The following is a 20,822-nucleotide window of genomic DNA, read 5'->3' as shown; positions in this document are numbered from 1 at the left end:
CATCCGCCGCAGATGCGGCGGATCGCATCCTTTCCTAGCGAATGAGACAGGCAATGCCCCCAGCCGAAGCCCAGGCCCTATCCCCGAAGGAGACGCGCACGCGGCCACTGGTCGTCATGCGCTCGGTCTCGAAAGTCTTTTCCAGCGGAACGGTGGCGCTTTCAGAGATGTCGCTCACCGTCGAAAGCGGCGAATTCGTCAGCTTGCTCGGCCCGTCCGGCTGCGGCAAATCGACGGCGCTGCGCATCATCGCCGGCCTCGGCGACGTCACCTCGGGTGCAATCGATTGGCCGAGTTCGCGCATCAATGCCAGCGGCCTGCCGGAGGGCGATATCGGCTTCGTCTTCCAGGAGCCGACGCTGATGCCGTGGAAGAACGTGTTCGACAATGTCCATCTGCCGCTGAGGCTGCGGCGCGTTTCGAAGGCGGCGGCGCATGACCAGATCATGGGGGTGCTGACCACCGTCGGCCTCCAGGATTTCGCCAAGGCCTATCCGCGCGAACTGTCCGGCGGCATGAAGATGCGCGTCTCGATTGCCCGTGCGCTGGTGACGAAACCGAAGCTGCTGCTGATGGACGAGCCCTTCGCGGCGCTCGACGAGATCAGCCGGCAGAAGCTCAACGACGACGTGCTGCGGCTCTGGCAGACGACCGGCATTACCGTCATCTTCGTCACCCATTCGGTCTTTGAGTCCGCCTATCTCTCGAACCGCATCGTCGTGATGAAGGCAAGGCCCGGCCGCGTGCACGCCGACGTCCCGCTGAGCACCAGCCTCGAACGCGACGCCCATTACCGCACCTCGGAAGAATATCGCAAAGCCTGCGAAACGGTGTCGCATTCGCTGATCGGCGCCATCAACGCGGCAGGAGATCAGTGATGAGCGACGAAACCGATGCACCACCACTGCGTCTCAACGGCACTGCAAACGCCGGGCGCCGCGCTATGGCGCTGCGCATTTCCATCCCCTTCCTCGTCATCGCCCTGCTGATCCTGATCTGGTACATCTACGTAAAACTGTCGGGTGTCCCGCCCTACATCCTGCCCGGGCCGGCCGCCGTCGCCAACGCCTTGGTGACCGATTGGGGCACACTTGCCCCTGCCCTCTGGGTCACCACCAAGATCACCTTTCTGTCGCTGATTCTGGCGCTTGTCGGCGGCGTCGGTTTTGCGATCTTTCTCGTGCAGTCGCGCTGGATCGAACTCGCCTTCTATCCGCTCGCGGTCATCCTGCAGGTCACGCCGGTCGTGGCGATCTCGCCGCTGATCCTGATCTATGCACCGTCGACGCAGGTGGCGCTGCTGATCTGCGCCTTCCTCGTCGCCTTTTTCCCGATCCTTTCAAACATGGTCCAAGGGCTGAAGAGCGTCGACCACAACCTCATCAACCTGTTCGAACTCTACGGCGCCTCCCGCTGGCAGACATTGTTCTTTCTCAAGCTGCCGGCGGCCCAGCCCTATTTCATGACCGGCCTCAGGATCGGCGGCGGCCTTGCACTGATTGCCGCCGTCGTTGCCGAATTTGCAGCGGGTTCAGCCGGTGCCGGCTCCGGTCTGGCATTCCGGCTCCTCGAAGCCCAGTACCGGCTGAACATTCCTCGCCTGTTCGCAGCGCTGCTGCTGCTCTCGCTGCTCGGTGTCGCAATCTTTGCCGTCACCTCCTTCATTTCGTGGCTCGCCCTGCATCGCTGGCACGAGAGCAGCCTGAAACGGGAAAACTGATGACCTATTCCTTCATCTCCCCGCCCAATGCCGGCCGCTTCGTGCTGAGCAATGCGACGCTGCCCGCCGCTGCCGTCGCAGGATATGACGCGCCCGCCGTCGAGGGGCTGGTCAAAGCCGATATCGTCATCACCGACGGCGTCGTTTCCGCCGTGCTGGCGCCGGGCGAAGCGCCTGTGGAAATTGCCAGATCCGACCTGAAGGACGGCATGGTCTGGCCTTGCTTCGCCGATATGCATACGCATCTCGACAAGGGCCATATCTGGCCGCGCAACGCCAACACGGACGGCACCTTCATGGCGGCGCTGGAGGCGGTGCGCACCGACCGCGAAGCGCATTGGTCGGCTGCCGACGTGAGGAAGCGCATGGAGTTTTCCTTGCGCTGCGCCTATGCGCACGGCACCAGCCTAATCCGCACCCATCTCGATTCGCTGGCGCCGCAGCACCGCATTTCCTTCGAGGTCTTCGCCGAGCTGCGCGAGGTCTGGAGGGACAGGATCGCTTTGCAGGCGGTGGCGCTGTTTCCGATGGAGAACATGGCGGACGCGGCCTATTTCGCCGATCTCGTCACCGTGGTCCGCGAAAAGGCCGGGCTGATCGGCGGCGTCACCCGGATGAGCGCCGATCTCGACAGCCAGCTCGACACGCTGTTCAGAGCCGCGGCCGATAACGGCCTCGATGTCGATCTTCATGTCGACGAGACCGACGATCCGGCTGCAGAATCCCTGAAGGCGATCGCGCAAGCGGTGCTGCGCAACCGCTTCGACGGCAGGGTGACGGCCGGCCATTGCTGCTCGCTCGCCCGCCAGGACGAAGAGACGGCAAAACGCACGGTCGAACTCGTCGCGCAGGCCGGGCTTTCGATCGTCTCGCTGCCGATGTGCAACATGTATCTGCAGGACCGCTATCCCGGCCGCACACCGCGCTGGCGCGGTGTCACCCTGTTCAAGGAGCTGGCGGCGGCCGGCGTTGCCACCGCCGTCGCCTCCGACAATACCCGCGATCCCTTCTATGCCTACGGCGATCTCGATCCGGTGGAGGTGTTTCGCGAGGCGGTCCGCATCCTGCATCTCGACCATCCGCTGGATACGGCCGCGCGTGTCGTCACCACCTCGCCCGCCGATATTCTCGGCCGGCCGGATATGGGGCGCATCGCCGTCGGCAGTGCTGCCGATCTCGTGCTCTTCAGCGCCAGGCGCTGGAGCGAATTTCTTTCCCGTCCGCAGTCCGACCGCGTCGTCCTTCGCCGCGGCAAGGTGATCGACCGCAGCCTGCCGGACTATCGTGAACTCGACAGCGTCGTTGGAGCCTGACATGCCGGATTATCAGACGATCAAAAAGGAACTCGAAGGCATCGCCATCGAAGACAATCCGGCGCTGGTGCGCCAGAAGAGCCGCGATTTTTACTGGTATTCGCCGATCCTGAAGGCGCAGCTCGACAATGTGACGGCCGATCTCGTCGTCACGCCGAAAAACGAAGAAGAGGTCATCCGGACGCTGAAGGTCGCCTTCGCGCACGGCGTGCCGGTCACGCCGCGGGGCGGCGGCACCGGCAATTACGGCCAGGCGATGCCGCTCTCCGGCGGGATCGTGCTGAACCTTGCGGCCATGGACAAGATCAAGGAAATCCATCCCGGCCGGGTGATCTGCGAGCCCGGCATCATCATCGCCCAGCTCGACAAGCAGACCAAGGCCCATTCCGGGCAGGAATTGCGCTTCCATCCCTCGACGGCGCAGATGGCGACCGTCGGCGGCTTCATTGCCGGCGGCTCCGGCGGCGTCGGCTCGATCACCTGGGGCGGCTTGCGCGATCTCGGCAATATTCTGCGCCTGCGCGTCGTCACCATGGAGGCTGAGCCGCGCGTGCTCGATCTCACCGGCTGGGACCTGCAGAAGGTCAGCCATGCCTATGGCACAAACGGCGTCATCACCGAGATCGAAATGCCGCTGGCACCGGCCTATGACTGGGTCGATGTTCTCGTCGGTTACGACGACTTCATGGCCTGCGTGCGCTTTTCGGATGCGCTTGCCAAGTGCAACGGCATCCTCGTCAAGGAGATCGCGCCGATCGCAGCGCCGATCCCGCACGACTATTTCAGCCGCCACAAGTCCTATATCCGCAAGGGGCAATCGGTGGTGGTGCTGATGATCGCGCCGCATGCGATGGATGCCTTCCTCGCCTTCACCTCAGCCCACAAGGGCGAAGTGATCTTCCGCTCCGACACGGTCGAGAGCATGAAGGGCTTTCCGCATGCCTATGAACTTGCCTGGAACCACACGACGCTGCGGGCGCTGAAGGTCGATCCCGGCTTCACCTATCTGCAGGTTCAGTATCCAGGCCCGGATCACGTGGCCAAGGTCGCCAAGATGGTGGAAATCTTCGGCGACGAGGTTCCCGGCCATCTCGAATTCATCCGGTTCGACGGGCAGATCCAGTGCTCCGGCCTGCCGCTGGTGCGCTATACTACCGAGGCGCGCCTTGAAGAGATCATCAAGATCCACCAGGATCACGGCTGCCCGATCTTCAACCCGCACCGCTACACGCTGGAGGAAGGCGGCATGAAGCGCACCGACAAGGTGCAACTCGCCTTCAAGCACGAGACCGACCCCAAGGGCTTGCTCAACCCCGGCAAGATGATCGCCTGGGAAAACCCCGACTTCGATTTCAATGCCGGCAAGAACTATCTCTTCCCGGGGCTGGCGAGCGTCATGGAGGCCTCATGAGGGTTCTCGTGCTGCATTCGCATCCGGTCGAGGAAAGCTACGGCAAGGCGCTTTACCGACAGACGCTGGAAAGCCTGCGGAAAGGCGGCCATGAGGTGGATGCCTGCGATCTCTATGCCGAGAACTTCGATCCCGTTCTCTCACGGCATGACCGGCTCGGCTATCACGACTATCCGGGTAATACCGAGCTGGTGAAACCCTATGTCGAGCGGCTGAAGCAGGCCGAAGGGCTGGTGCTGGTGACGCCGGTCTGGAATTTCGGCTTCCCGGCGATCCTCAAAGGCTATTTCGACCGCGTCTGGCTTCCGGGCGTCTCCTTCGAGCTCGTCGACGGCAAAGTGGAATCGCGGCTGCGCCATATCAGGAAGCTCGCCGCCGTGCTGACCTATGGCGCGACGCCGTTGCGCGCCTTCGTCGCCGGCAACCCGCCGAAGAAGATCGTCAAGCGCGTGCTGAGAGCGCAGATCAACCCGCTGCGGCCTGTCACCTTTCTTGCTCATTACGATATGAACAACTGTACCCCCGAAACGCGGGCAAGGTTTCTGGCCAAGGTGAAGACGTCGATGGAACGGTTCTGATTAACCCGCTGGAATGATTGCCGAAGCGCCCTCGATCAAGCAGAGAATGCCGATGAAGAAGGTTTTCAATCCGCCATCCGTGCGCCGACCGTTCGGACATTACAATCATGGACTGCTGGTGCCGCCCGGCGCCTCGCTGCTCGTCACCTCCGGCCAGCTCGGCCACGGTCTCGACGACAAGGTACCGGAGGATATCGGGGCGCAGGCGGAACTCTGCTTCGAGGCGATCAAGGCCATTCTCGCCGAGGCCGAGATGAGTTTTGCCGATGTCATCCGCATCTGCGCCTTTGTGACGAAACGCGAGGATTTCCCGGTCTACATGGCCGTGCGGGATCGCTACACACTCGATCCGAAACCGGTCTCGACGCTGATCATCGTCGGCGGCTTCACCCGCCCCGAATTCCTCGTGGAAGTCGAGGTCACCGCCGCCAGAATAACTTGCTGAGACGGACCGGATACCCCTCCTGCGTCAGCGGCTCTCTCCATGCGCTTCCGACATGCCCGTCGCGCCGCTGTCGAAGTCGCCGCCGATATCGTTGGCGAATCGTCGCATGAGCCGCACCAATTCATTGAAGTCGTGTTCGTCCCAGTTGGCGAAGATCGCGCGGCCCATCCGCTCGCGCGCGGCGTCGACCCGATCGGTCATCGCCTTGCCCTTCGGGCTGATGATCGCCTCGCGCACGCGGCGATCGGCAGCACTTCCGCGGCGCTCGACCAGATCGAGGCTTTCGAGCTTGGCAACCTGCCGGCTGACGGTGGTGTAGTCACGCCCGGCGCGGTCGGCGAGTTCCACCACCCCGATCGGACCGAGACGTTCCACCGCGACCAGCAGCGGGAACAGCGCGCGATCGAGCGAAATGCCCGCCTCGCGGACCATCTGCTCATCGCGCTGGGGCCGGTTCATGACGCTGACGATCTCGATCAAAGCCCCATGCAGTTCACGCAGTTTTTCCGACATATGTGTAGTTTGCACATTTTCTGTTGACGCCGCCATATCGATTCTCCTATTGTGTGCATAATACACATATGGAGATTGACATGACACAGAATTCGACAGTTGACGTGTTGATATCGGGCGCCGGTGCGGCCGGCCTGACGCTGGCGATCGAACTCGCCCGTCGCGGCGTCAGCTTCCGCCTGATCGAGAAACTGAACGACCCGTTCCGCGGCTCGCGCGGCAAGGGCATCCAGCCGCGGACGCAGGAGGTTTTCGAGGATCTCGGCATTCTCGACCGGCTCGTCGCGCTGGGCGGCGCCTATCCCCGGCAGCGGGAATATCGCCCCGACGGAAGCTTTGCCGACTCCGACGTCGTGCCGCATGAGGAGCCGACGGCTGCCGAACCCTATCATCTCGCCCTGATGGCGCCGCAGTTCCTGACCGAAGGCGTGATGCGCGAGCGCCTGCTCGAACTCGGGCATCGCCCCGAATTCGGATGCGAACTCATCGGCTTCGAACAGGACGAGACTGTGGTAACCGCCCGGCTGAAGGGGCCGGCCGGCGAAGAGACGATCGGCGTGCGTTGGCTGGTCGGCGCCGATGGCGGCCGCAGCTTCGTGCGCCATGCGCTCGATATCGCTTTTCCCGGAAAGACGCTGGGGGTGCGCGCCATCGTCGCCGATGTCATGCTGACCGGCCTCGATCGCGACGCCTGGCATCGCTTCGCCGAGGGCGACATGGAGAAACAGATTTCCTTCTGCCCGCTCGCCGGCACTGAGATGTTCCAGATCCAGGGACCGATCCCGCTCGAAGGCGACATCGATCTTTCCGCGGCAGGTCTGACCGCCCTGGTGAAGGAACGCACCGGTCGCCCCGACATCACCATCCAGTCGGTTTCCTGGGCATCGGCCTTCACCATGAATGCCCGGCTTGCCGATCGCTACCGGCATGGCCGCATATTCCTCGCCGGCGATGCCGCCCATACACATCCGCCGACCGGCGGACAGGGCCTGAATACCAGCGTGCAGGATGCGTATAATCTCGGATGGAAACTGGCGGCAGTCGCCGGCGGCGCCCCGGACGCGCTGCTCGACAGCTATGAGGAAGAGCGCCGCCCGATCGCCGCCGCCATGCTCGGCCTTGCCACGACGCTGCTCGACGCTCTGAAGCGCGGTGAGATGCGGCGCGGCCGCGAGGTTCATCAACTCGATATCGGCTACCCCGAAGCCTCGCTTGCGCTGGAAAAGCCGGAGCGGCGGAGCGGCCTGCTGGCCGGCGACCGCGCGCCGGATGCGCCGCTCCAAGGTGCGGCCGGCCAGCCACGGCGCCTGTTCGACCTGTTCAAGGGCACGCACTGGACGCTGCTCGGCTATGAAGCCGAGCAAACCGCCGTCCCTCCCCGCAGAGGTCTGCATATCCACAGGATCGGCCGGCGCGGCGATCTCATCGACGAGGGCGGGCATTTCCGCGACGCCTACGCCCTGACTGCAGGCGACTGGGTGCTGGTTCGCCCGGACGGTTATGTCGGCGCCATCGTCGCTTCCGCCGAAGCTTCGGCGCTGGAGGCCTATTTCGCCCATGTCGGCCTTGCCTGACGGCAGCCCCGTTGTGAAGGCAATCGCCCTGGGCGGCGGACAATCGCCCGGATTTCTCTGGCCGACCGTGCGCGATCGCGCCGACACTACCATCAATGAGAGAAAGTTTCGATGCGTGACGAACCCTGTTCGACCGACGCCGGGAATGCTGGGAATTCCGGATCGCAACGGCTTGACTGGCGGCTGATGCTTCCGGTTTTCATCATCGTCAGCCTCGATGCCGCCAGCAGCAGCGCCATCCTGCCGATGCTGCCTTCTTCCTCAGGACTCTCGGCGCGTCGCCTCTTGCCGGCTTGATCCTCGGGCAGAGCCTGTATGGAGCATGGATCGGCGCCGTGGTGGCGATCACATTCGCCGGCGCCGTTCTCGCCCGCAGCCGGCTCGCGCGGATCGATCCGGAGGCAAAGCCGGCGGGCGGCCGACGTCTTTCGCCCCCGAAGCCCCGATTCAGAGACTTGATTTCGAAGATCTGGATTCAAAGGGCGTCGCGCTCATAACGCGGCGTCCAACCACGTGTCATGCCCCGGCTCATCGCGCATTCGGCCAGGGCCAGCTGTTGGCGCAGATGTTTGCAGTCATCGAGCAGCGCGCGGATTGTCGCCTTGGCATTGTCGTCATGCCAGGCCAGCACGGCTTCGACTTCCCACGCTTCATCGGGCCAAGCTTGATCGGGCAACACGTCATCGGGCCCGGCCGGATCGGGTTCCAGGGTTTTTGTCGGCTGCATCAGTTCAGCGCCAACGGCAATTGAACCGGACGCGGCAAGGCCGGCAGCGGCCGGCTGAGCTCGACCTTTCTCTGCCAGGCGGCACGCCGCAGCTGATCGCGCTCGCGCGCTGCACGAGACGCTTCGACAAGGGCTAGGGCGTTGGCGATCACTTGTTCCGTATGCGTCATGACCATCTCCAATGTTCCTGTTTTGTTCTAATTTAGACCGTCGGCCGGAAATGTCAAGACGGGGATGATCGGCTGTTCGGGATGGACGGTTCGGACTTGATCGACACGCCTGCTTTCGTCAACGGTGCCGGGCGTTCAATCTGCGGCTTCGATGACGGCGATGCCGGCTTCCTGTGCGGCCCGGATGAAGGATGCCCGCACCTCTTCCGGCTGGAGATCGCCGATGATCGCGTCCAGGCATGACTTGACGGCTTCGAAATATTCTTCGCCGTCGTCGACCGGCCAGTCGTGCAGCAGCGTGCGCGCGGCATCCCAAACAGAGTTAACGACCGCATAATGGCCGAGCCCCATAGAGGCCAAGCCGACCGGTCGAAAGTTTGCCGTCTGTTTCACTTTGTTACAGCTTTTCCAGTTTTGGTGGGCTTATGGGGTGCGATGCAATAATCGTGCCGTCGGCGAGCCGCCTCACCTGCCCGCGTGCGGCTCTCATGCCGGCTGAGATGAACCATGACAGACGCAGCTCTTCATCCCTCCCGATTCCGACAGGCGCTTGAGACGGTGGAACGCCTGAAGCTTCCCGAATAGCCGCGACAACCCATGGCTAGTCTTTAAACGGCCGATTATGGTAAATATCGGGCTTCCATGCAAATCACACTGATTAAAACACAACCATTCCTTTCGTATTCTATGCGATTTACAGCAACGCATAGGATTTCCTCAATGCAACAGCCTTAATGATCACCTCTTGATTGTCCCAAAGGTGGACGCGGCCGCATCCAGAACGTAGAATGCCACCTCTTGCACGCGGCGGATCTGGGAGGGCGCGCGATGCCTATCTTCATGGACCGGCACTTTCTCGAGGGAACGTCGGCGGCCGACGTAGCCCGGGCACATCGCATGGATCTCGACATTCAGGATCGCTACGGCGTCAAGTTTCTCACCTATTGGTTCGACCAGCGGCGCGGAACCGCCTTCTGTCTCGTCGATGCGCCCGACATGGAAACCGCCCAATGCGTGCATCGCGAGGCGCACGGCTTCGTTGCCGGCGAGATCGTCGAGGTCGCCTTGTCTGCGGTCGAAGCTTTTCTCGGGCGAATTCACGATCCCGAGCCGGCGCCCGGCCAATCCTCGGCCGACGTGGATCCCGGTCACCGGGCAATCCTCTTCACCGACATCGTCGGATCGACGGAGATGACGGCGCGGCTCGGCGACCGCATCGGAACCGAAATGGTGCGGGCCCATGATGCGATCGTGCGCCGATGCCTCGGTCAAACGTCAGGCCGGGAAGTGAAGCACACCGGCGACGGCATCATGGCCGCTTTTTCCGCCACAACGGCCGCCGTCGAATGCGCCATGACGATCCAGCAGGAATTCCAGCGTTACAACGGCGGAAACACCGAGCCGATCCATATCCGCATCGGGCTGGATTGCGGCGAGCCGGTCGAGGACAGCAACGACCTCTTCGGCTCGACCGTGCAGCTTGCGGCGCGCCTCTGCGCGGCCGCCGCCAGCGACCAGATCCTCGTTTCGGAGAATATCTTTCGGGAATATGGCGCCGCCGATCTCTTCGGTCACGCCTCACGCCGGCGCCTCAAGGGCTTTGCGAAGCCGGTGCTGGTCTTCCGATGCGACTGGAATGGCAGCCCTGCCCGAGATGCGCCGAGGGGATCGTCATCCGCCTCCGACAGAAGGTTTGCCGCGCGGGCTGTGGCGAAGAAATAGGTGTCCGGCAGGCATAAAAACCAGAACGCGCCGCACAGGATGTGACGGCGCGTTCTAGCCTATTTCCCTCTCAAGCGCGTCGCGATCTTTCGCATTCGCCCCTCGCGCTTCAGGTCTTTCTTGTCCAGCATGTCGTGACCGCAAAAAACGCCGCACAATTTTGCGGTCACGACATGCCTTGATCAAGCATTGCCGATATTTCGATCGCCCATCAGCTGCTCGAATTTGGGGGCACCCTCGACCTTGGCAAGCACCCCCGACATTTTCAGGAAACGCCGGAAATTCTCGCGCGCGGCGCTCAGCGGAAAACGGCCGCTGGCCGTATCTCGGCACGCCTTCAACAGCGTGTCATATGCCAGACCCCGTTTGTCCTGCGGCCATTCATCCAGAAAATCGAAGATTTCATCGAGACATGTGATCTCAGCGATGAAATGTTGACGATGAAGCAAAACCGGATCAAACCGAGTTTCCGCCATAGTATCCTCCCATTTATATTACTTTTTTTGTGAGGTTATATTACTAAAAAACCTCGTTTCTTTCAAGACAAAATCGACTAAACCACACCAAGGCCTTGCGAAACTACTTCCATAACGACAGAATAGCTCGATCAGATTATCTTGAGTGAATCGATCAGCGATCGGGCTCGACGCGTTGCAAGCTGGGAGTGGTCGATCAATTGCACACGTGTTCGAATCAGCCCAATGCAGGTCGCCCGGAAGTGCGCCGCTTACACGTGGTCAAGCGCCGGACGTTGTCTATAGGCTGGCGAGGGCATGGCGGATTAGGATCAGGATAACTTCGCAAGGGAGAGCCCAGATGAACCGATTTCTGACATTTATCGCTGCCGGGGCGCTGATCGTTCTGTCTGCGATCACGTCTTCCTGCACCACGCCGGGCAAGCCCGATCCCGAAGATTTTCAATATCAGCGGGATACATCGATAAACCCGGCATGCGCTGGTGGATTCAGGCCCAGCAACGCCCGCTCCTGCAGTTACTGAAAGCGCAGACGCCCGATAGTCATCAGGCTTGGCTGAGAAGGCCGGGCCGCCAGGGAACCGCAAGCCCGCGCCGCCGTTGAGTCAACGGGTCACAGTTGGCTCGATTCAATAGGAGAACGGTTCCCCATGAACAATTTGATCTGGCTTGTCGGCGCTGTCGTTATCGTGCTCGCGATTTTGAGTTTCTTCGGCTTTCGCTGAGTAAAAACGCTGCTGACATAAATCGTGGCGGCTCCACCGATCCTCCTTCTTGCTGCAGCCGGCGGCAAAGAACCACCTGTGCGCGGGCCATGAATGGACAAGCATCTCGCCCGCTCTCTGATCTGTGGAGACAGCGTCCGGCGCCAACCGAGATCTGTTTCGTCGATAATCCACAAAATGACGTGCGGAAGGCCTACATCACCCCCCTCGACGTCCTTTATAGTCACGCGTTTCGGCTTCTCCCTGGGCCGATTGCGAGGAAAATCGATGGACCGTCTTGGCGCAGACAAAGCCACTCAAACCAGGAATGAGGCTGCCAAGGCAGATCGGCCGGAGGGGTTTTCCCGGGATGTGACGGCAATCAAGCTCGGCGACTGTCTGCTGGGTTACAAGGCCGTTCAGCGCCGCGCGCAGGGTGGCCGCTGGAGCCATTTCCACGGCCGGATGCGCGAGATCGAAAGATTGATCAGGCATCGTCACGGGGCGATCGTGCCCGAGGCCGATGACGCATTGATCTATGTCGAGGTGATCGCCGGTCTCGCGCTCGTCGAGTTCCGGCAGGAGTTTGCCGAGGTGGTTCTCGGCTGGTCGGCGCGATGGCTCCCATGGGCCGGCAAAGCCTGCATCGAGGAAATCATCTACGAGCGGACGAAGGTGCGTTTTTCTCCCTTGTCGGCCGACGCGCTCGGTCACGCTCTGCATGTGAGCTACGCTGAACGGTGCGCCCTCGATATCCGCACGATCGGCGCCTTCGACGTGCCGAAGCGGAAAAGAGCAAAACTGCAAAAGGAAAAGCGGCGCCAGCGCGACCGAAGCCGGAAGGAGGAGCAACGCCGCGCCGCAGGCGCGATTCCGAGAGCCGACTATCTCGCCAATTCCTTCAGCACGGCGCGCCCGTGGGAGGCATTCGGCATCAGCCGCCGGACATGGGAACGCCGCGGCAAACCGATGCCGGAGGCCGAAACGGTTTTGGATTGCGGTTCGATTTCGCTTGCCGCCTAGAATTGAGTTTTCGGCCTTTAGCCGGGCGGTCCGAACCAGGTCTTCATCGCCTCGTGCAGGCCATCCTGCGTCCCATCGCCCACCCAGGCGACATAACCGTCTGGCCGGATCAAGACGGCGGTGGGCGCCGAGACCGCGCCGATCGCCGGCAGCTCCCATGGCCCGTCATAGCTGGCGTCGACCGACCGGATGCGGCCTGACCACGGGGTGACGTCGAGGCTGCCGGGCGCGCCGAGATTGAGGAGCGCCGGCTGCGCATTTTTCAGCAGCGTATAGACACGCAGGCGACCATCCGATGTGACCAGTTCAAGGTCAGGCATGCGGCGGCCGAGCAGCGGATGTCCCTTGCCGAACTCGTAGTGGATCGCCAGTCCGGACATTTCAGCGGCGATCTTTTTGCGCGGTTCTTCCATGCCGAGCAGTTCCAATAGGATGTCTCGCAAGGCTTCGGTGCGATCGTCGGTACGCTGCAAGGCGACCTGCGCCATCGTCGTGCGCAACACGCGGGCGGCCACCGGATGGCGCTCGGCGTGATAGGTGTCGAGCAAGCTTTCCGGCGATATTCCTTTCACGACCTGGGCCAGCTTCCAACCAAGATTCACCGCGTCCTGCACACCGGTATTGAGGCCCTGCCCGCCCACCGGAGAATGCACATGCGCGGCATCGCCGGCCAGCAGCACCCTGCCCTTGCGGTAGGCTGCCGCCTGGCGCGACATGTCGGTGAACCTCGAAATCCACTTCAGGCTGTGAATTCCGTAATCCGTTCCGCATGCATCGATCAACGCTTGCCTGAGATCGCCAAGCGTCGGCTCGCCTGTGCCGCCGGCGATCTTTTCCGTCACCATGACGTTGATCGGGCCTTCGCTGGCAAAGACCACCTTGCCGTCGCGAATTTCGTATTCCTCGCGGCCGAAGGCGTGCATGCCGAGCGCCGTGCGATGGACGCCGAGCGGCGGCTCCTCCTCCATCTCGGCCTCGGCGAGAATGTTGCTGGTCGTCGCGTCCCAGCCCGGAAACTCGATGCCGGCAATTTTGCGAACCAAGCTGCGGCCACCATCGCAGCCGACGAGATAGCCTGCCCTGAAAGAGGCGCCATCGGAGAGTTCGATGATCACGCCTGTCTCGTCCTGCGCAAAACCCGCCAATTCACGGCCGCGATAGACCGGCACCGGCAGTTCGTCGATCCATCCGGCGAGAATTCGCTCGATATGTTTCTGCCTCAGCGCCAGCCCATAATTGTGCCGCGTCGGAAAATCGCTGATATCAAGCCGTGTGACCGCAAATCCCGCGACCTGGGCGATCTGCCCTTCCGCCAGGAACCGGTCGACAATGCCGCGCTGGTCGAGAACCTCGAGCGTGCGGGCGCTCAGGCCGCCGGCCCGCGAATCGACAATCTCCTGGTCCATCCTGCGTTCGACGATTGCGACTTCGATGCCCGCCAAGGCCAACTCGCCTGCCAGCATCAGCCCCGTCGGGCCTCCTCCCGAAATCACGACCGCATGGTCTTTCATCCGCAACTCCTTTGCTCCGACTGGCCTGCGCAATATTCCAGAGTTACCCCGGCCCCGATTTCGGTGTCGCAGGTTGTTCCCCCTATAATTAGAGCTCTCTACTGGTTGGAAGGACTTGCGACAGGATTTCCGCCTTGCTTTCCAAAGCCATGTTCGTTGCCGCTTGTTGGACTTTTGCAATTAACGGAGGCTCTTCAACACGACCTGACCGGGTGTGCGCCGGATCTGGCAGACGCCTTTCCCGATCATCATTTGTTCTCGAAGGGCGACCGGTCAATTGACTGAGCCGAGCTATTGCTGCGGAGCCACAGCCTTATCCGGAATCGTCTCAGCCGCGGGCCGCTCGGACGGATCGCCGGGATGGCCGTAGATTGTGTATACAGCGCCCGCCAGAATGCCCAGGACGAGAAGAGCCAGCACGTACACCATCATTCCGCGGATTGCCGTCTTCGGTGTCTTGTCCATCAGGATCTCCAAGATGACTCAACAGTCAAATTCAATCCGAGTGCTTTTGGTTCCGAAACGGAAATCCGTGAAAGGCAGTCGTCCGTCCGCAATTGCGCGGGCGACCACAAAGACGCCGGAGATCTGAAATGCGTCCGAGGTGCAACGGAAGGCGTCACGCAATCAGAGACGGAACGATCGGATCTGGATTTGGTTTAGCCCTTATCCCAGTCGCCAGCGGAGGCCACCATGTGGATCATCCTGATCGGAGCAGCGCTCATTATCGGCGGACTTCTCCTTCTCTTTTCGTCGGTGCGTGGTCGGAAACCGAGCAATCCGCATCCACTGCCGCAAGGCGGCACCACGCTGGAACCGCAGCGCCAAGGCCTCAGGTTCCTCAGCCTATCCAAAAACTGGCCAGCCCTCGCCGTTATCGCGGTTGGCGTGCTTCTCCTGGCTGTTGGTGGATATTCATGACAGGAGACAGCCCTTGGGCGCCTTAGCTTCTCCGACAGCAAAAACCCGGCTTTCACCGGGTTTTTGTTCAGGTACTACCAAGTCTGGCGACCGGTCCAGTCATCGATATCGCGTCTGATACGATCCCTTTCGATGCCATAGCGCTCCTGGATCTTGCCTTCCAGTTGGTCGCGCTTGCCAGCGATCTGGTCGAGATCATCGTCCGTGAGTTTGCCCCACTGCTCCTTGATCTTGCCCTTCGCCTGCTTCCAGTTTCCTTCGACACGATTCCAATCCATGATCGATTTCTCCTATGTTCATGAGGAGAAAACGGACCGTCGCGGAAGTGGTTCCTGCGACTTGGCCGATTTCATAACCGTCGCGTTACAGGACGACCACGCCGCCGGGCTGCGGCGCGTGTGGGATAAGTCCGGGGATGCCGTCAGGCGGCTGATCTAGATACGCATGCTGCCGCGATTGTCCCGCGCTCACATATCGTAGCGTTCAACGGACTTAGAAGCCCCCTTCAATTCCTGCCGCGATACGCTAATCAGCTCCTCCCATTGTTGCGCGAGTTCCGACGCCTTATCGTTTAGCACGGCGATTTTGCTCATTACCCTGTCGTAGATTTCTTCACTTACATACCCATCGCCTCTAGGACGCCATGTCGAGCTCCCTCGACCATCATTCGTGTACAAGCCATAGAAATTAGAGTGAAATTCGTAAGCGTCGCTGCAGAATTTTTCGTAGAGAAACTGTATTTTAGAATTATGGAATGGAAAAATATCGTTTTTGCGAAAGATTATTAAATTCAATATCCCATCATAGTCGTCGGTTTCCATGTAAGCCTGAATCGCTTTCTCCGTATCCGTCCGAGCGAGACCGCCTGTGAATATTGAGTAAAACTGTTCAGACCCTGTCCTTATTCCCATGCATAAGGACAGTTGCCAACATGGAGATTTTTGAAGGAGACAGCGGGTCTCGGGTGAGCCGTCTTGAGGTGGTCAACACCGGTCGGCGGCGTCGATTTACGGAAGATGAGAAGCTGCGGATTGTCGCAGAAAGTTTTGCGGGGAGAGGCCGGGCGTCGGCCACGGCCCGTGAGTACGGCATCAGCCGCTCCCTGCTGAACCGTTGGCGCAAATCGGTTCGCCAGGGTTTGCATGGCCAGAAACAAACCGATGGTTTTGTGCCGGCGTTCGTCATGCCGGAAACTTTTGTGCCGATGAAGCAGGTCACTCCACCTGCTGCGATGGAGCATCCGGTGGCGTCTCCTTCCGGCCGCATGGAGATTGTTGCGGCGAACGGCCGTCGTGTGGTCGTGGACGGCAGCGTCGACGTTGAGGCGCTGCTGCGGATCATGCGGGGGCTGGAGACGTTGCGGTGATCACGCTTCCTTCCGGTCAAAATGTGCGGGTATGGATTGCAACCGGCCATACGGACATGCGGTGTGGGTTTCCATCGCTTGCACTGCGGGTGCAGGAGGTGCTGAAACTGAACCCTTTGGACGGCAATCTTTTTGTGTTCCGCGGTCGCAGCGGATCGCTGATAAAAGTGATCTGGAGTGACGGCCAGGGGAGCTGCCTTTTTACAAAAAAGTTGGACCGCGGCCGGTTCGTCTGGCCGTCTGCGGAAGGCGGCGCGATCGCGATATCGCCTGCGCAGCTTTCTTATTTGTTGTCCGGAATTGATTGGCGCCATCCGCAGGAAACCTTTCGTCCGACGAAGGTCGGATAGTATTACCGCATTGAAAATATTGAGAGAATATGATGGTATGGCTTCATGGTATCGAAGCCTTCCGATCTCCCTGCGGACCTTGCAAGCGCCTATGTGGCGCTGCTTTCCGAGCGTGCGATCCTTCAGGCTGAACGCGATGTCGTTGCCGCCGAGCGGGACATTGCGGTGGCGCAAGCCGCCAATGCGCAGGCCATGCTGTCGGACAGTGAGGCGCTGATCGTCAGTCTGGAACTGGCGATCGAAAAGCTCCGGCGCGAACTGCGCGGTCAGAGATCCGAGCGCACGGCGCGTCTGATCGACCAGATGGAATTGCAGCTCGAAGAACTCGTGATGGCCGCGACGGAGGATGAAGTGGCGGCCCAGGCTGCTGCTGCCAGAACTTCGGGCGTTCGTTCGTTCACACGCAAACGGCTGGTGCGCAAGCCATGGCCGGACGATATCGAGCGCGAGCGTGTGGTGATCGATCCCCCGACCGTCTGTGCTTGCTGCGGCGGGTCGCGCCTGTCGAAGCTGGGCGAGGATGTCAACGAGACACTGGAGGAGATACCGCGCCGCTTCAAGGTGACCGAGACGGTTCGGGAGAAATTTACCTGCCGCGATTGCGAGGCGATCAGCCAGGCGCCAGCACCGTTCCATGCCACGCCGCGCGGCTTCATCGGTCCGCATCTGCTGGCGACGATCGTCTTCGACAAGTTTGGGATGCACAGTCCGCTGAACCGCCAGAGCACAAGGTTCAAATGTGAGGGCATAGACCTGTCGACCTCGACGCTGGCCGATCAGGTCGGATTTGGAACGGCGGCCCTCATGCCGGTCTACGACCTGATCGAGAAGCATGTCTTCGGGGCCGAGCGATTGCATGGTGACGACACGACCATCCCGATTCAGGCCAAAGGCAAATGCGTAACTGGGCGAATATGGACTTACATCCGGGACGACCAGCCGTTCGGGGGAACGGCTGCGCCGGCGGCGATCTATTATGCGTCGAGTGACCGGCGCGGCGAACATCCGCAGAAACACCTGGCCGGATACGGCGGCATTCTGCAGAGCGATTGCTACAATGGCTTCGAGCCGATCGCTGTTGCCGCAACAAAAGAGGTCCCGATCACCTTTGCCTTTTGCCATGCCCATTCGCGGCGGAAATTCTTTGCACTGGCTGATATCCAGAAAAATGCTCGGGATCACAAGCGGAAAGGCAAGCCGATCTCGCCGATCGCATTGGAAGCCGTCAAGCGCTATGACGAGTTGTTCGAAATCGAGCGGCAGATCAACGGATTGAGCGCCGAAGAACGACGGGCTGTGCGGCAGGAAAAGAGCAAGCCGCTGTTCGATGACATGCACGAGTGGTTGACGAAGGAACGCGCCACGCTCAGCCGATCGTCGGAGGTCATCGAGCCGATCGACTACATGCTCAAGCGCTGGGAGGGCTTTGCCCTTTTCCTCGAGGACGGGAGGGTTTGTCTCACGAACAACGCCGCAGAACGGGCGCTGAGAGGTATCGCGTTAGGAAGACGGAACTGGACTTTCGCCGGTTCACAGCGTGGGGCCGATCGTGCCGCCGTCATGCTGACCGTCATCACCACATGTCGCCTCAACGATGTCGACCCAAAGGCATGGCTTGCCGATGTCTTCGCCCGCATCGCCGATCTGCCCGTCTCCCGCTTGCACGAACTGCTCCCATGGGAGTGGAAAAGGCTGCGCCAGGCCGAAAAAGCCTCTCCTCAGATCACCGCCTGAATCTTATCCGCAGCATACATCAGCAATGACCCGCGCACGCGACCCAGTTCCGCGGTTCCCGGCGTATGGATACCTTTCTCCTTCAGAATATAGAATTGGTTTTTGTCTATTATCTTGAGAAGAGAATTGAGCTTATCGACGTCGTCTGACATGACGTTGTCGTGTGACTTGTTGTCTCCGATATAATCGGACAGCTCGATGCCTGCCCAGGTCACAAAGGCTGCAAGCGCCAGAAGCATTGCGGAGACGTTAAACTTGGCAAAGTCGATAGGCCACTGAACCCATATCAATGATCCAAGCAACGCTAGGATCGAACCGATTCGAGCGATCCTTCTAGGGAATTCCGGCACCATTTCTAAGCTCACGTGTGGGGATGGTTCCTTGTGCGTGTATCAGCTTCGTTCTCAGATTCAACTCACGGAACGGGATTGTGCAATACCGGCAACACGACAGAATCGTTAGCGCCACGTTAGCCGGGCGACGAACCCAGCTAACGAGGTCTTAGTTTAACCGGTAACTGCATGATTTTTAAGGTTTTTATGGTGAGAGCGTCGGGGTTCGAACCCGAGACCTACTGATTAAAAGTCAGTTGCTCTACCGGCTGAGCTACGCTCTCCCTCTCCGTGGGTGTGACACCCCGGCCGGAAGTGGGCGGAACATAGGCAGGCGACCCATTGCGGTCAACCGAAAAATTCGGCTTTTTCAAACGTTCGGCACATTTCTTGCCGAGCGCGAGGCATATTGCTGCCAAGCGCAAAAAGGTGATTGGCAATGATGGGCCTGCAAAGCTAGGAACATCACGCAGATTGCAGCCGGAGAGTATGCGTGTCGATTGCCGATATTTCCCTGTGGAGCGCTCTCATAGCAGGGGCGCTTTCCTTTCTTTCGCCCTGCGTGCTTCCCCTCGTCCCGCCCTATCTCTGTTATATGGCCGGCATCTCGGTCGAGCAGTTCCGCGGCGGCTCCGCGGTTGCGGTGGCGCCCGATGTCCGGCGCGGCGTGCTGTTCTCGGCGCTGCTCTTCACGCTCGGCTTCGCCACCGTCTTCGTGGCGCTCGGCGCCGGCGCCTCCAGCATCGGCATGGCGCTTCGCCAGCACCTCGATCTGCTCTCCAAGCTCGGCGGGCTTGTTATCATCGTCATGGGGCTGAATTTCCTCGGCCTCTTCCGAATCGGGCTGCTTGCCCGCGAGGCGCGCTTCCAGAGCGGCGGCAAGCCGGCGACGCTGACCGGCGCTTACATCATGGGCCTTGCCTTCGCCTTCGGCTGGACGCCCTGCATCGGACCGGTGCTCGGCGCGATCCTCGGCGTTGCCGCCTCGCGCGAGACGGTCGGCTCCGGCGCCGGGCTGCTTGCCGTTTACTCGCTCGGCCTTGCCATCCCCTTCTGGATCGCCGCCGGCTTTTCCGGCACCTTCATGCGCTTCCTGTCGCGCTTCCGCCGCCATCTCGGCACGGTGGAGAAGGTGATGGGCGTCTTCCTCATCCTCACCGGTCTCGCCTTCCTGTTCGGCTGGGTGAGCGATGTGGCGATCTGGTTCCAGCAGACCTTTCCGATCCTGATGCAAATCGGCTAAACCCGCGCCGATCATTCCCGCGCACGGGAAGACCTCTTGTGCGTGGGGGCTTCGGACATGGCACTGCCCGCACATGCATCTTGCTCTTCTAAAAGAGCCATCGCGATTGCTTATCTCCGCTTTCGGCGGATTCAATGGACAATCTCCCGATCGACTTCGCCGGCCTCGCTTTGGAACTCTTCCGGGCCGATGAAGCAGAAGTGCTGGTTGCCTGTTGGCTGCTGGCGTGAATCATTACATGAATCGCCATATGTATTATCAACATCACCAAATGTATTATTGACAACATAACATGTATTATATGGTTTTCTTTCAGTAAAATATAATATAGCGTCTAGTTGGGAATGTTTATTCCGCGATTGCGTCGGCGGCGGACTGCAGGTGACGGGGTCAATATAATCACTGGGGGGGCGAACACTTCCATCGTTCGCAAAGGATCACAGAGGGGATTTGTAATGGCGACTACGACAGTTTCAGGCACGACCGTCACGTTCTCGAATTCGGGCGCGGCAGCCGATCTGACACAATCCAGCACCGAGGACGGCACGCTTCAGTTCACCTTCGACGTCCTGGCGGCAAGCGGGGGCGGAGCGAAGACCACGATCTATTCGGTGGACGACGGCGTCAAGAACGACGACGGAGGGGCCGCCATCATCGTCACCAACAAGGCGTTTGTCGACTACAACAAGGACCTGCTGATCCAGGACGGCGTGGGTATCAGCTACAGCCAAACCTCCCAGAAGGGAGCAACATTCTGGATCGGCAGTGACAACAAGATTCACTATGACGCAGCCGGTCTAAGCGCGCAGATCAACGCGCTCGATGCCGGAGAAACGTTCAAGGACACGATCCAGTACACCATCAAGATGTCGAACGGCACGCTCAGTGTCGGCACGCTGACGGTTGTCATCAACGGCATCAACGATGCACCGGTGCTGAGCGGCACGGCGGCGACGCTGGCAGCGGGAACCGAGGACACCGCCTACACCT

Annotated in this window: 27 protein-coding genes, 1 tRNA gene and 1 pseudogene; 18 read left to right on the top strand and 11 right to left on the bottom strand. The window is 60.6% G+C overall.

All coding sequences use genetic code 11. The features are described 5' to 3' along the window. Nucleotides 1-53: 53 nt before the first annotated feature. From CO666_RS13330 to CO666_RS13305, 6 genes are read left to right on the top strand one after another with little or no spacing between them, the layout of a single operon-like run. Nucleotides 54-878, top strand: a complete 825-nt coding sequence (locus CO666_RS13330) for an ABC transporter ATP-binding protein (RefSeq protein WP_097612599.1) — start codon at nt 54-56, stop codon at nt 876-878. Next, entirely contained in the window at nt 878-1,720 is an 843-nt protein-coding gene (locus CO666_RS13325) for an ABC transporter permease (protein WP_097612598.1), read from the top strand. The genes CO666_RS13330 and CO666_RS13325 overlap by 1 nt, the downstream gene beginning before the upstream one ends. Then, the gene (locus tag CO666_RS13320; RefSeq protein ID WP_097612597.1) at nt 1,720-3,033 is read left to right on the top strand and encodes a cytosine deaminase; all 1,314 of its coding nucleotides are present in this window, start codon (nt 1,720-1,722) and stop codon (nt 3,031-3,033) included. The genes CO666_RS13325 and CO666_RS13320 overlap by 1 nt, the downstream gene beginning before the upstream one ends. 1 nt (nt 3,034) lies before the next feature. Beyond that, a complete protein-coding gene (locus tag CO666_RS13315; protein WP_097612596.1) occupies nt 3,035-4,444 on the top strand; it encodes an FAD-binding oxidoreductase in 1,410 nt (469 codons plus the stop codon). After that, nucleotides 4,441-5,022, top strand: a complete 582-nt coding sequence (locus tag CO666_RS13310) for an NAD(P)H-dependent oxidoreductase (RefSeq protein WP_097612595.1) — start codon at nt 4,441-4,443, stop codon at nt 5,020-5,022. The genes CO666_RS13315 and CO666_RS13310 overlap by 4 nt, the downstream gene beginning before the upstream one ends. A 52-nt stretch (nt 5,023-5,074) precedes the next feature. Next, nucleotides 5,075-5,467, top strand: coding sequence for a RidA family protein (locus CO666_RS13305; RefSeq protein ID WP_097612800.1), 393 nt, complete (start codon nt 5,075-5,077; stop codon nt 5,465-5,467). A gap of 24 nt (nt 5,468-5,491) precedes the next feature. On the opposite strand, the gene CO666_RS13300 is transcribed toward CO666_RS13305, so the two are convergent. Then, the gene (locus CO666_RS13300; protein ID WP_097612594.1) at nt 5,492-6,016 is read right to left on the bottom strand and encodes a MarR family winged helix-turn-helix transcriptional regulator; all 525 of its coding nucleotides are present in this window, start codon (nt 6,014-6,016) and stop codon (nt 5,492-5,494) included. A 44-nt stretch (nt 6,017-6,060) separates the two neighbouring features. On the opposite strand from CO666_RS13300, the gene CO666_RS13295 reads away from it, so the two are divergent. Further along, complete coding sequence (locus CO666_RS13295; protein WP_097612593.1) at nt 6,061-7,554, top strand: FAD-dependent oxidoreductase; 1,494 nt, start codon at nt 6,061-6,063, stop codon at nt 7,552-7,554. A 111-nt stretch (nt 7,555-7,665) separates the two neighbouring features. Further along, a complete protein-coding gene (locus CO666_RS13290; RefSeq protein WP_245436784.1) occupies nt 7,666-7,851 on the top strand; it encodes a hypothetical protein in 186 nt (61 codons plus the stop codon). Between the two features lie 178 nt (nt 7,852-8,029). Here CO666_RS13290 and CO666_RS13285 read toward each other — a convergent pair whose 3' ends face one another. From CO666_RS13285 to CO666_RS13275, 3 genes are all read right to left on the bottom strand, one after another. Beyond that, nucleotides 8,030-8,281, bottom strand: a complete 252-nt coding sequence (locus CO666_RS13285; RefSeq protein ID WP_097612592.1) for a hypothetical protein — start codon at nt 8,279-8,281, stop codon at nt 8,030-8,032. Continuing rightward, nucleotides 8,281-8,451 carry a hypothetical protein gene (locus CO666_RS13280; RefSeq protein WP_179869678.1) on the bottom strand — a complete coding sequence of 57 codons (171 nt, stop codon included), beginning with the start codon at nt 8,449-8,451 and terminating at the stop codon, nt 8,281-8,283. The genes CO666_RS13285 and CO666_RS13280 overlap by 1 nt, the downstream gene beginning before the upstream one ends. 135 nt (nt 8,452-8,586) lie before the next feature. Next, nucleotides 8,587-8,844 (bottom strand): DUF982 domain-containing protein, encoded by a 258-nt coding sequence (locus CO666_RS13275; RefSeq protein WP_097612590.1) that lies wholly within the window; start codon nt 8,842-8,844, stop codon nt 8,587-8,589. Between the two features lie 435 nt (nt 8,845-9,279). Between CO666_RS13275 and CO666_RS13270 the strand changes: the two are divergent. Beyond that, a pseudogene (locus CO666_RS13270) lies at nt 9,280-10,086 on the top strand (nickel-binding protein); the annotation flags it as partial. A 269-nt stretch (nt 10,087-10,355) separates the two neighbouring features. On the opposite strand, the gene CO666_RS13265 reads toward CO666_RS13270, so the two are convergent. Beyond that, nucleotides 10,356-10,649: a DUF982 domain-containing protein gene (locus CO666_RS13265; RefSeq protein WP_097612589.1), complete on the bottom strand. Its 294-nt coding sequence runs from the start codon at nt 10,647-10,649 to the stop codon at nt 10,356-10,358. 340 nt (nt 10,650-10,989) lie between these two features. On the opposite strand from CO666_RS13265, the gene CO666_RS13260 reads away from it, so the two are divergent. Further along, on the top strand, nt 10,990-11,172 hold the full coding sequence (locus tag CO666_RS13260) for a hypothetical protein (protein ID WP_097612588.1): 183 nt from the start codon (nt 10,990-10,992) through the stop codon (nt 11,170-11,172). A 468-nt stretch (nt 11,173-11,640) separates the two neighbouring features. Further along, nucleotides 11,641-12,375, top strand: a complete 735-nt coding sequence (locus CO666_RS13255; protein WP_097612587.1) for a hypothetical protein — start codon at nt 11,641-11,643, stop codon at nt 12,373-12,375. A gap of 17 nt (nt 12,376-12,392) precedes the next feature. Here the strand turns inward: CO666_RS13255 and CO666_RS13250 are convergent, their stop codons facing one another. Continuing rightward, entirely contained in the window at nt 12,393-13,886 is a 1,494-nt protein-coding gene (locus CO666_RS13250; RefSeq protein WP_097612586.1) for an FAD-dependent monooxygenase, read from the bottom strand. A 291-nt stretch (nt 13,887-14,177) separates the two neighbouring features. Continuing rightward, the gene (locus tag CO666_RS34155) at nt 14,178-14,351 is read right to left on the bottom strand and encodes a hypothetical protein (RefSeq protein ID WP_164517683.1); all 174 of its coding nucleotides are present in this window, start codon (nt 14,349-14,351) and stop codon (nt 14,178-14,180) included. A 228-nt stretch (nt 14,352-14,579) separates the two neighbouring features. Between CO666_RS34155 and CO666_RS13245 the strand changes: the two genes are divergently transcribed. Then, nucleotides 14,580-14,807: a hypothetical protein gene (locus tag CO666_RS13245; RefSeq protein WP_097612585.1), complete on the top strand. Its 228-nt coding sequence runs from the start codon at nt 14,580-14,582 to the stop codon at nt 14,805-14,807. A gap of 74 nt (nt 14,808-14,881) precedes the next feature. Here the strand turns inward: CO666_RS13245 and CO666_RS13240 are convergent, their stop codons facing one another. Continuing rightward, nucleotides 14,882-15,085 (bottom strand): CsbD family protein, encoded by a 204-nt coding sequence (locus CO666_RS13240; protein ID WP_097612584.1) that lies wholly within the window; start codon nt 15,083-15,085, stop codon nt 14,882-14,884. Between CO666_RS13240 and CO666_RS34150 the strand changes: the two genes are divergently transcribed. Further along, entirely contained in the window at nt 15,084-15,245 is a 162-nt protein-coding gene (locus CO666_RS34150; RefSeq protein WP_179869677.1) for a hypothetical protein, read from the top strand. The genes CO666_RS13240 and CO666_RS34150 overlap by 2 nt on opposite strands. A gap of 29 nt (nt 15,246-15,274) precedes the next feature. On the opposite strand, the gene CO666_RS13235 is transcribed toward CO666_RS34150, so the two are convergent. Further along, nucleotides 15,275-15,628 carry a hypothetical protein gene (locus tag CO666_RS13235; RefSeq protein WP_143540297.1) on the bottom strand — a complete coding sequence of 118 codons (354 nt, stop codon included), beginning with the start codon at nt 15,626-15,628 and terminating at the stop codon, nt 15,275-15,277. 110 nt (nt 15,629-15,738) lie between these two features. On the opposite strand from CO666_RS13235, the gene tnpA reads away from it, so the two are divergent. From tnpA to tnpC, 3 genes are read left to right on the top strand one after another with little or no spacing between them, the layout of a single operon-like run. Then, a complete protein-coding gene (gene tnpA, locus CO666_RS13230; RefSeq protein ID WP_097612582.1) occupies nt 15,739-16,173 on the top strand; it encodes an IS66-like element accessory protein TnpA in 435 nt (144 codons plus the stop codon). Continuing rightward, complete coding sequence (tnpB, locus tag CO666_RS13225) at nt 16,170-16,523, top strand: IS66 family insertion sequence element accessory protein TnpB (RefSeq protein WP_097612581.1); 354 nt, start codon at nt 16,170-16,172, stop codon at nt 16,521-16,523. Before tnpA ends, tnpB begins: the two co-directional genes overlap by 4 nt. Nucleotides 16,524-16,568: 45 nt before the next feature. After that, entirely contained in the window at nt 16,569-18,257 is a 1,689-nt protein-coding gene (tnpC, locus tag CO666_RS13220) for an IS66 family transposase (protein WP_097612580.1), read from the top strand. On the opposite strand, the gene CO666_RS13215 is transcribed toward tnpC, so the two are convergent. Together CO666_RS13215 and CO666_RS13210 are read right to left on the bottom strand one after the other, a co-directional pair. Then, entirely contained in the window at nt 18,242-18,622 is a 381-nt protein-coding gene (locus tag CO666_RS13215) for a hypothetical protein (RefSeq protein ID WP_143540296.1), read from the bottom strand. The two genes, tnpC and CO666_RS13215, sit on opposite strands and share 16 nt — an antisense overlap. A 175-nt stretch (nt 18,623-18,797) precedes the next feature. After that, nucleotides 18,798-18,873: transfer RNA gene (locus CO666_RS13210), tRNA-Lys, on the bottom strand. Between the two features lie 209 nt (nt 18,874-19,082). Here CO666_RS13210 and CO666_RS13205 point away from each other — a divergent pair. Together CO666_RS13205 and CO666_RS13200 are read left to right on the top strand one after the other, a co-directional pair. Next, entirely contained in the window at nt 19,083-19,832 is a 750-nt protein-coding gene (locus CO666_RS13205) for a cytochrome c biogenesis CcdA family protein (protein ID WP_097612578.1), read from the top strand. 455 nt (nt 19,833-20,287) lie between these two features. After that, nucleotides 20,288-20,822, top strand: a 535-nt coding sequence (locus tag CO666_RS13200; RefSeq protein ID WP_210202060.1) for a VCBS domain-containing protein, incomplete at its 3' end; no start/stop codon positions are given.

The organism is Rhizobium chutanense (assembly GCF_002531935.1).
Classification (GTDB): domain Bacteria; phylum Pseudomonadota; class Alphaproteobacteria; order Rhizobiales; family Rhizobiaceae; genus Rhizobium; species Rhizobium chutanense.
The sequence above is the reverse complement of the archived record's forward strand: the minus strand, read 5'-3'. Positions and strand labels throughout refer to the sequence as shown.

Coding starts and splice junctions, on each gene's coding strand:
- CO666_RS13315 (WP_097612596.1), top strand. CDS start 3,035: ATGCCGGATTATCAGACGATCAAAAAGGAACTCGAAGGCATCGCCATC.
- CO666_RS13305 (WP_097612800.1), top strand. CDS start 5,075: ATGAAGAAGGTTTTCAATCCGCCATCCGTGCGCCGACCGTTCGGACAT.
- CO666_RS13280 (WP_179869678.1), bottom strand. CDS start 8,451: ATGACGCATACGGAACAAGTGATCGCCAACGCCCTAGCCCTTGTCGAA.
- CO666_RS13245 (WP_097612585.1), top strand. CDS start 14,580: ATGTGGATCATCCTGATCGGAGCAGCGCTCATTATCGGCGGACTTCTC.
- CO666_RS34155 (WP_164517683.1), bottom strand. CDS start 14,351: ATGGACAAGACACCGAAGACGGCAATCCGCGGAATGATGGTGTACGTG.
- CO666_RS13300 (WP_097612594.1), bottom strand. CDS start 6,016: ATGGCGGCGTCAACAGAAAATGTGCAAACTACACATATGTCGGAAAAA.
- tnpC (WP_097612580.1), top strand. CDS start 16,569: ATGGTATCGAAGCCTTCCGATCTCCCTGCGGACCTTGCAAGCGCCTAT.
- CO666_RS13285 (WP_097612592.1), bottom strand. CDS start 8,281: ATGCAGCCGACAAAAACCCTGGAACCCGATCCGGCCGGGCCCGATGAC.
- CO666_RS13310 (WP_097612595.1), top strand. CDS start 4,441: ATGAGGGTTCTCGTGCTGCATTCGCATCCGGTCGAGGAAAGCTACGGC.
- CO666_RS13260 (WP_097612588.1), top strand. CDS start 10,990: ATGAACCGATTTCTGACATTTATCGCTGCCGGGGCGCTGATCGTTCTG.
- CO666_RS13235 (WP_143540297.1), bottom strand. CDS start 15,628: ATGGAAACCGACGACTATGATGGGATATTGAATTTAATAATCTTTCGC.
- CO666_RS13250 (WP_097612586.1), bottom strand. CDS start 13,886: ATGAAAGACCATGCGGTCGTGATTTCGGGAGGAGGCCCGACGGGGCTG.
- CO666_RS13240 (WP_097612584.1), bottom strand. CDS start 15,085: ATGGATTGGAATCGTGTCGAAGGAAACTGGAAGCAGGCGAAGGGCAAG.
- CO666_RS13330 (WP_097612599.1), top strand. CDS start 54: ATGCCCCCAGCCGAAGCCCAGGCCCTATCCCCGAAGGAGACGCGCACG.
- CO666_RS13265 (WP_097612589.1), bottom strand. CDS start 10,649: ATGGCGGAAACTCGGTTTGATCCGGTTTTGCTTCATCGTCAACATTTC.
- CO666_RS13290 (WP_245436784.1), top strand. CDS start 7,666: ATGCGTGACGAACCCTGTTCGACCGACGCCGGGAATGCTGGGAATTCC.
- CO666_RS13255 (WP_097612587.1), top strand. CDS start 11,641: ATGGACCGTCTTGGCGCAGACAAAGCCACTCAAACCAGGAATGAGGCT.
- CO666_RS13325 (WP_097612598.1), top strand. CDS start 878: ATGAGCGACGAAACCGATGCACCACCACTGCGTCTCAACGGCACTGCA.
- tnpA (WP_097612582.1), top strand. CDS start 15,739: ATGGAGATTTTTGAAGGAGACAGCGGGTCTCGGGTGAGCCGTCTTGAG.
- CO666_RS13295 (WP_097612593.1), top strand. CDS start 6,061: ATGACACAGAATTCGACAGTTGACGTGTTGATATCGGGCGCCGGTGCG.
- CO666_RS13320 (WP_097612597.1), top strand. CDS start 1,720: ATGACCTATTCCTTCATCTCCCCGCCCAATGCCGGCCGCTTCGTGCTG.
- CO666_RS34150 (WP_179869677.1), top strand. CDS start 15,084: ATGATCGATTTCTCCTATGTTCATGAGGAGAAAACGGACCGTCGCGGA.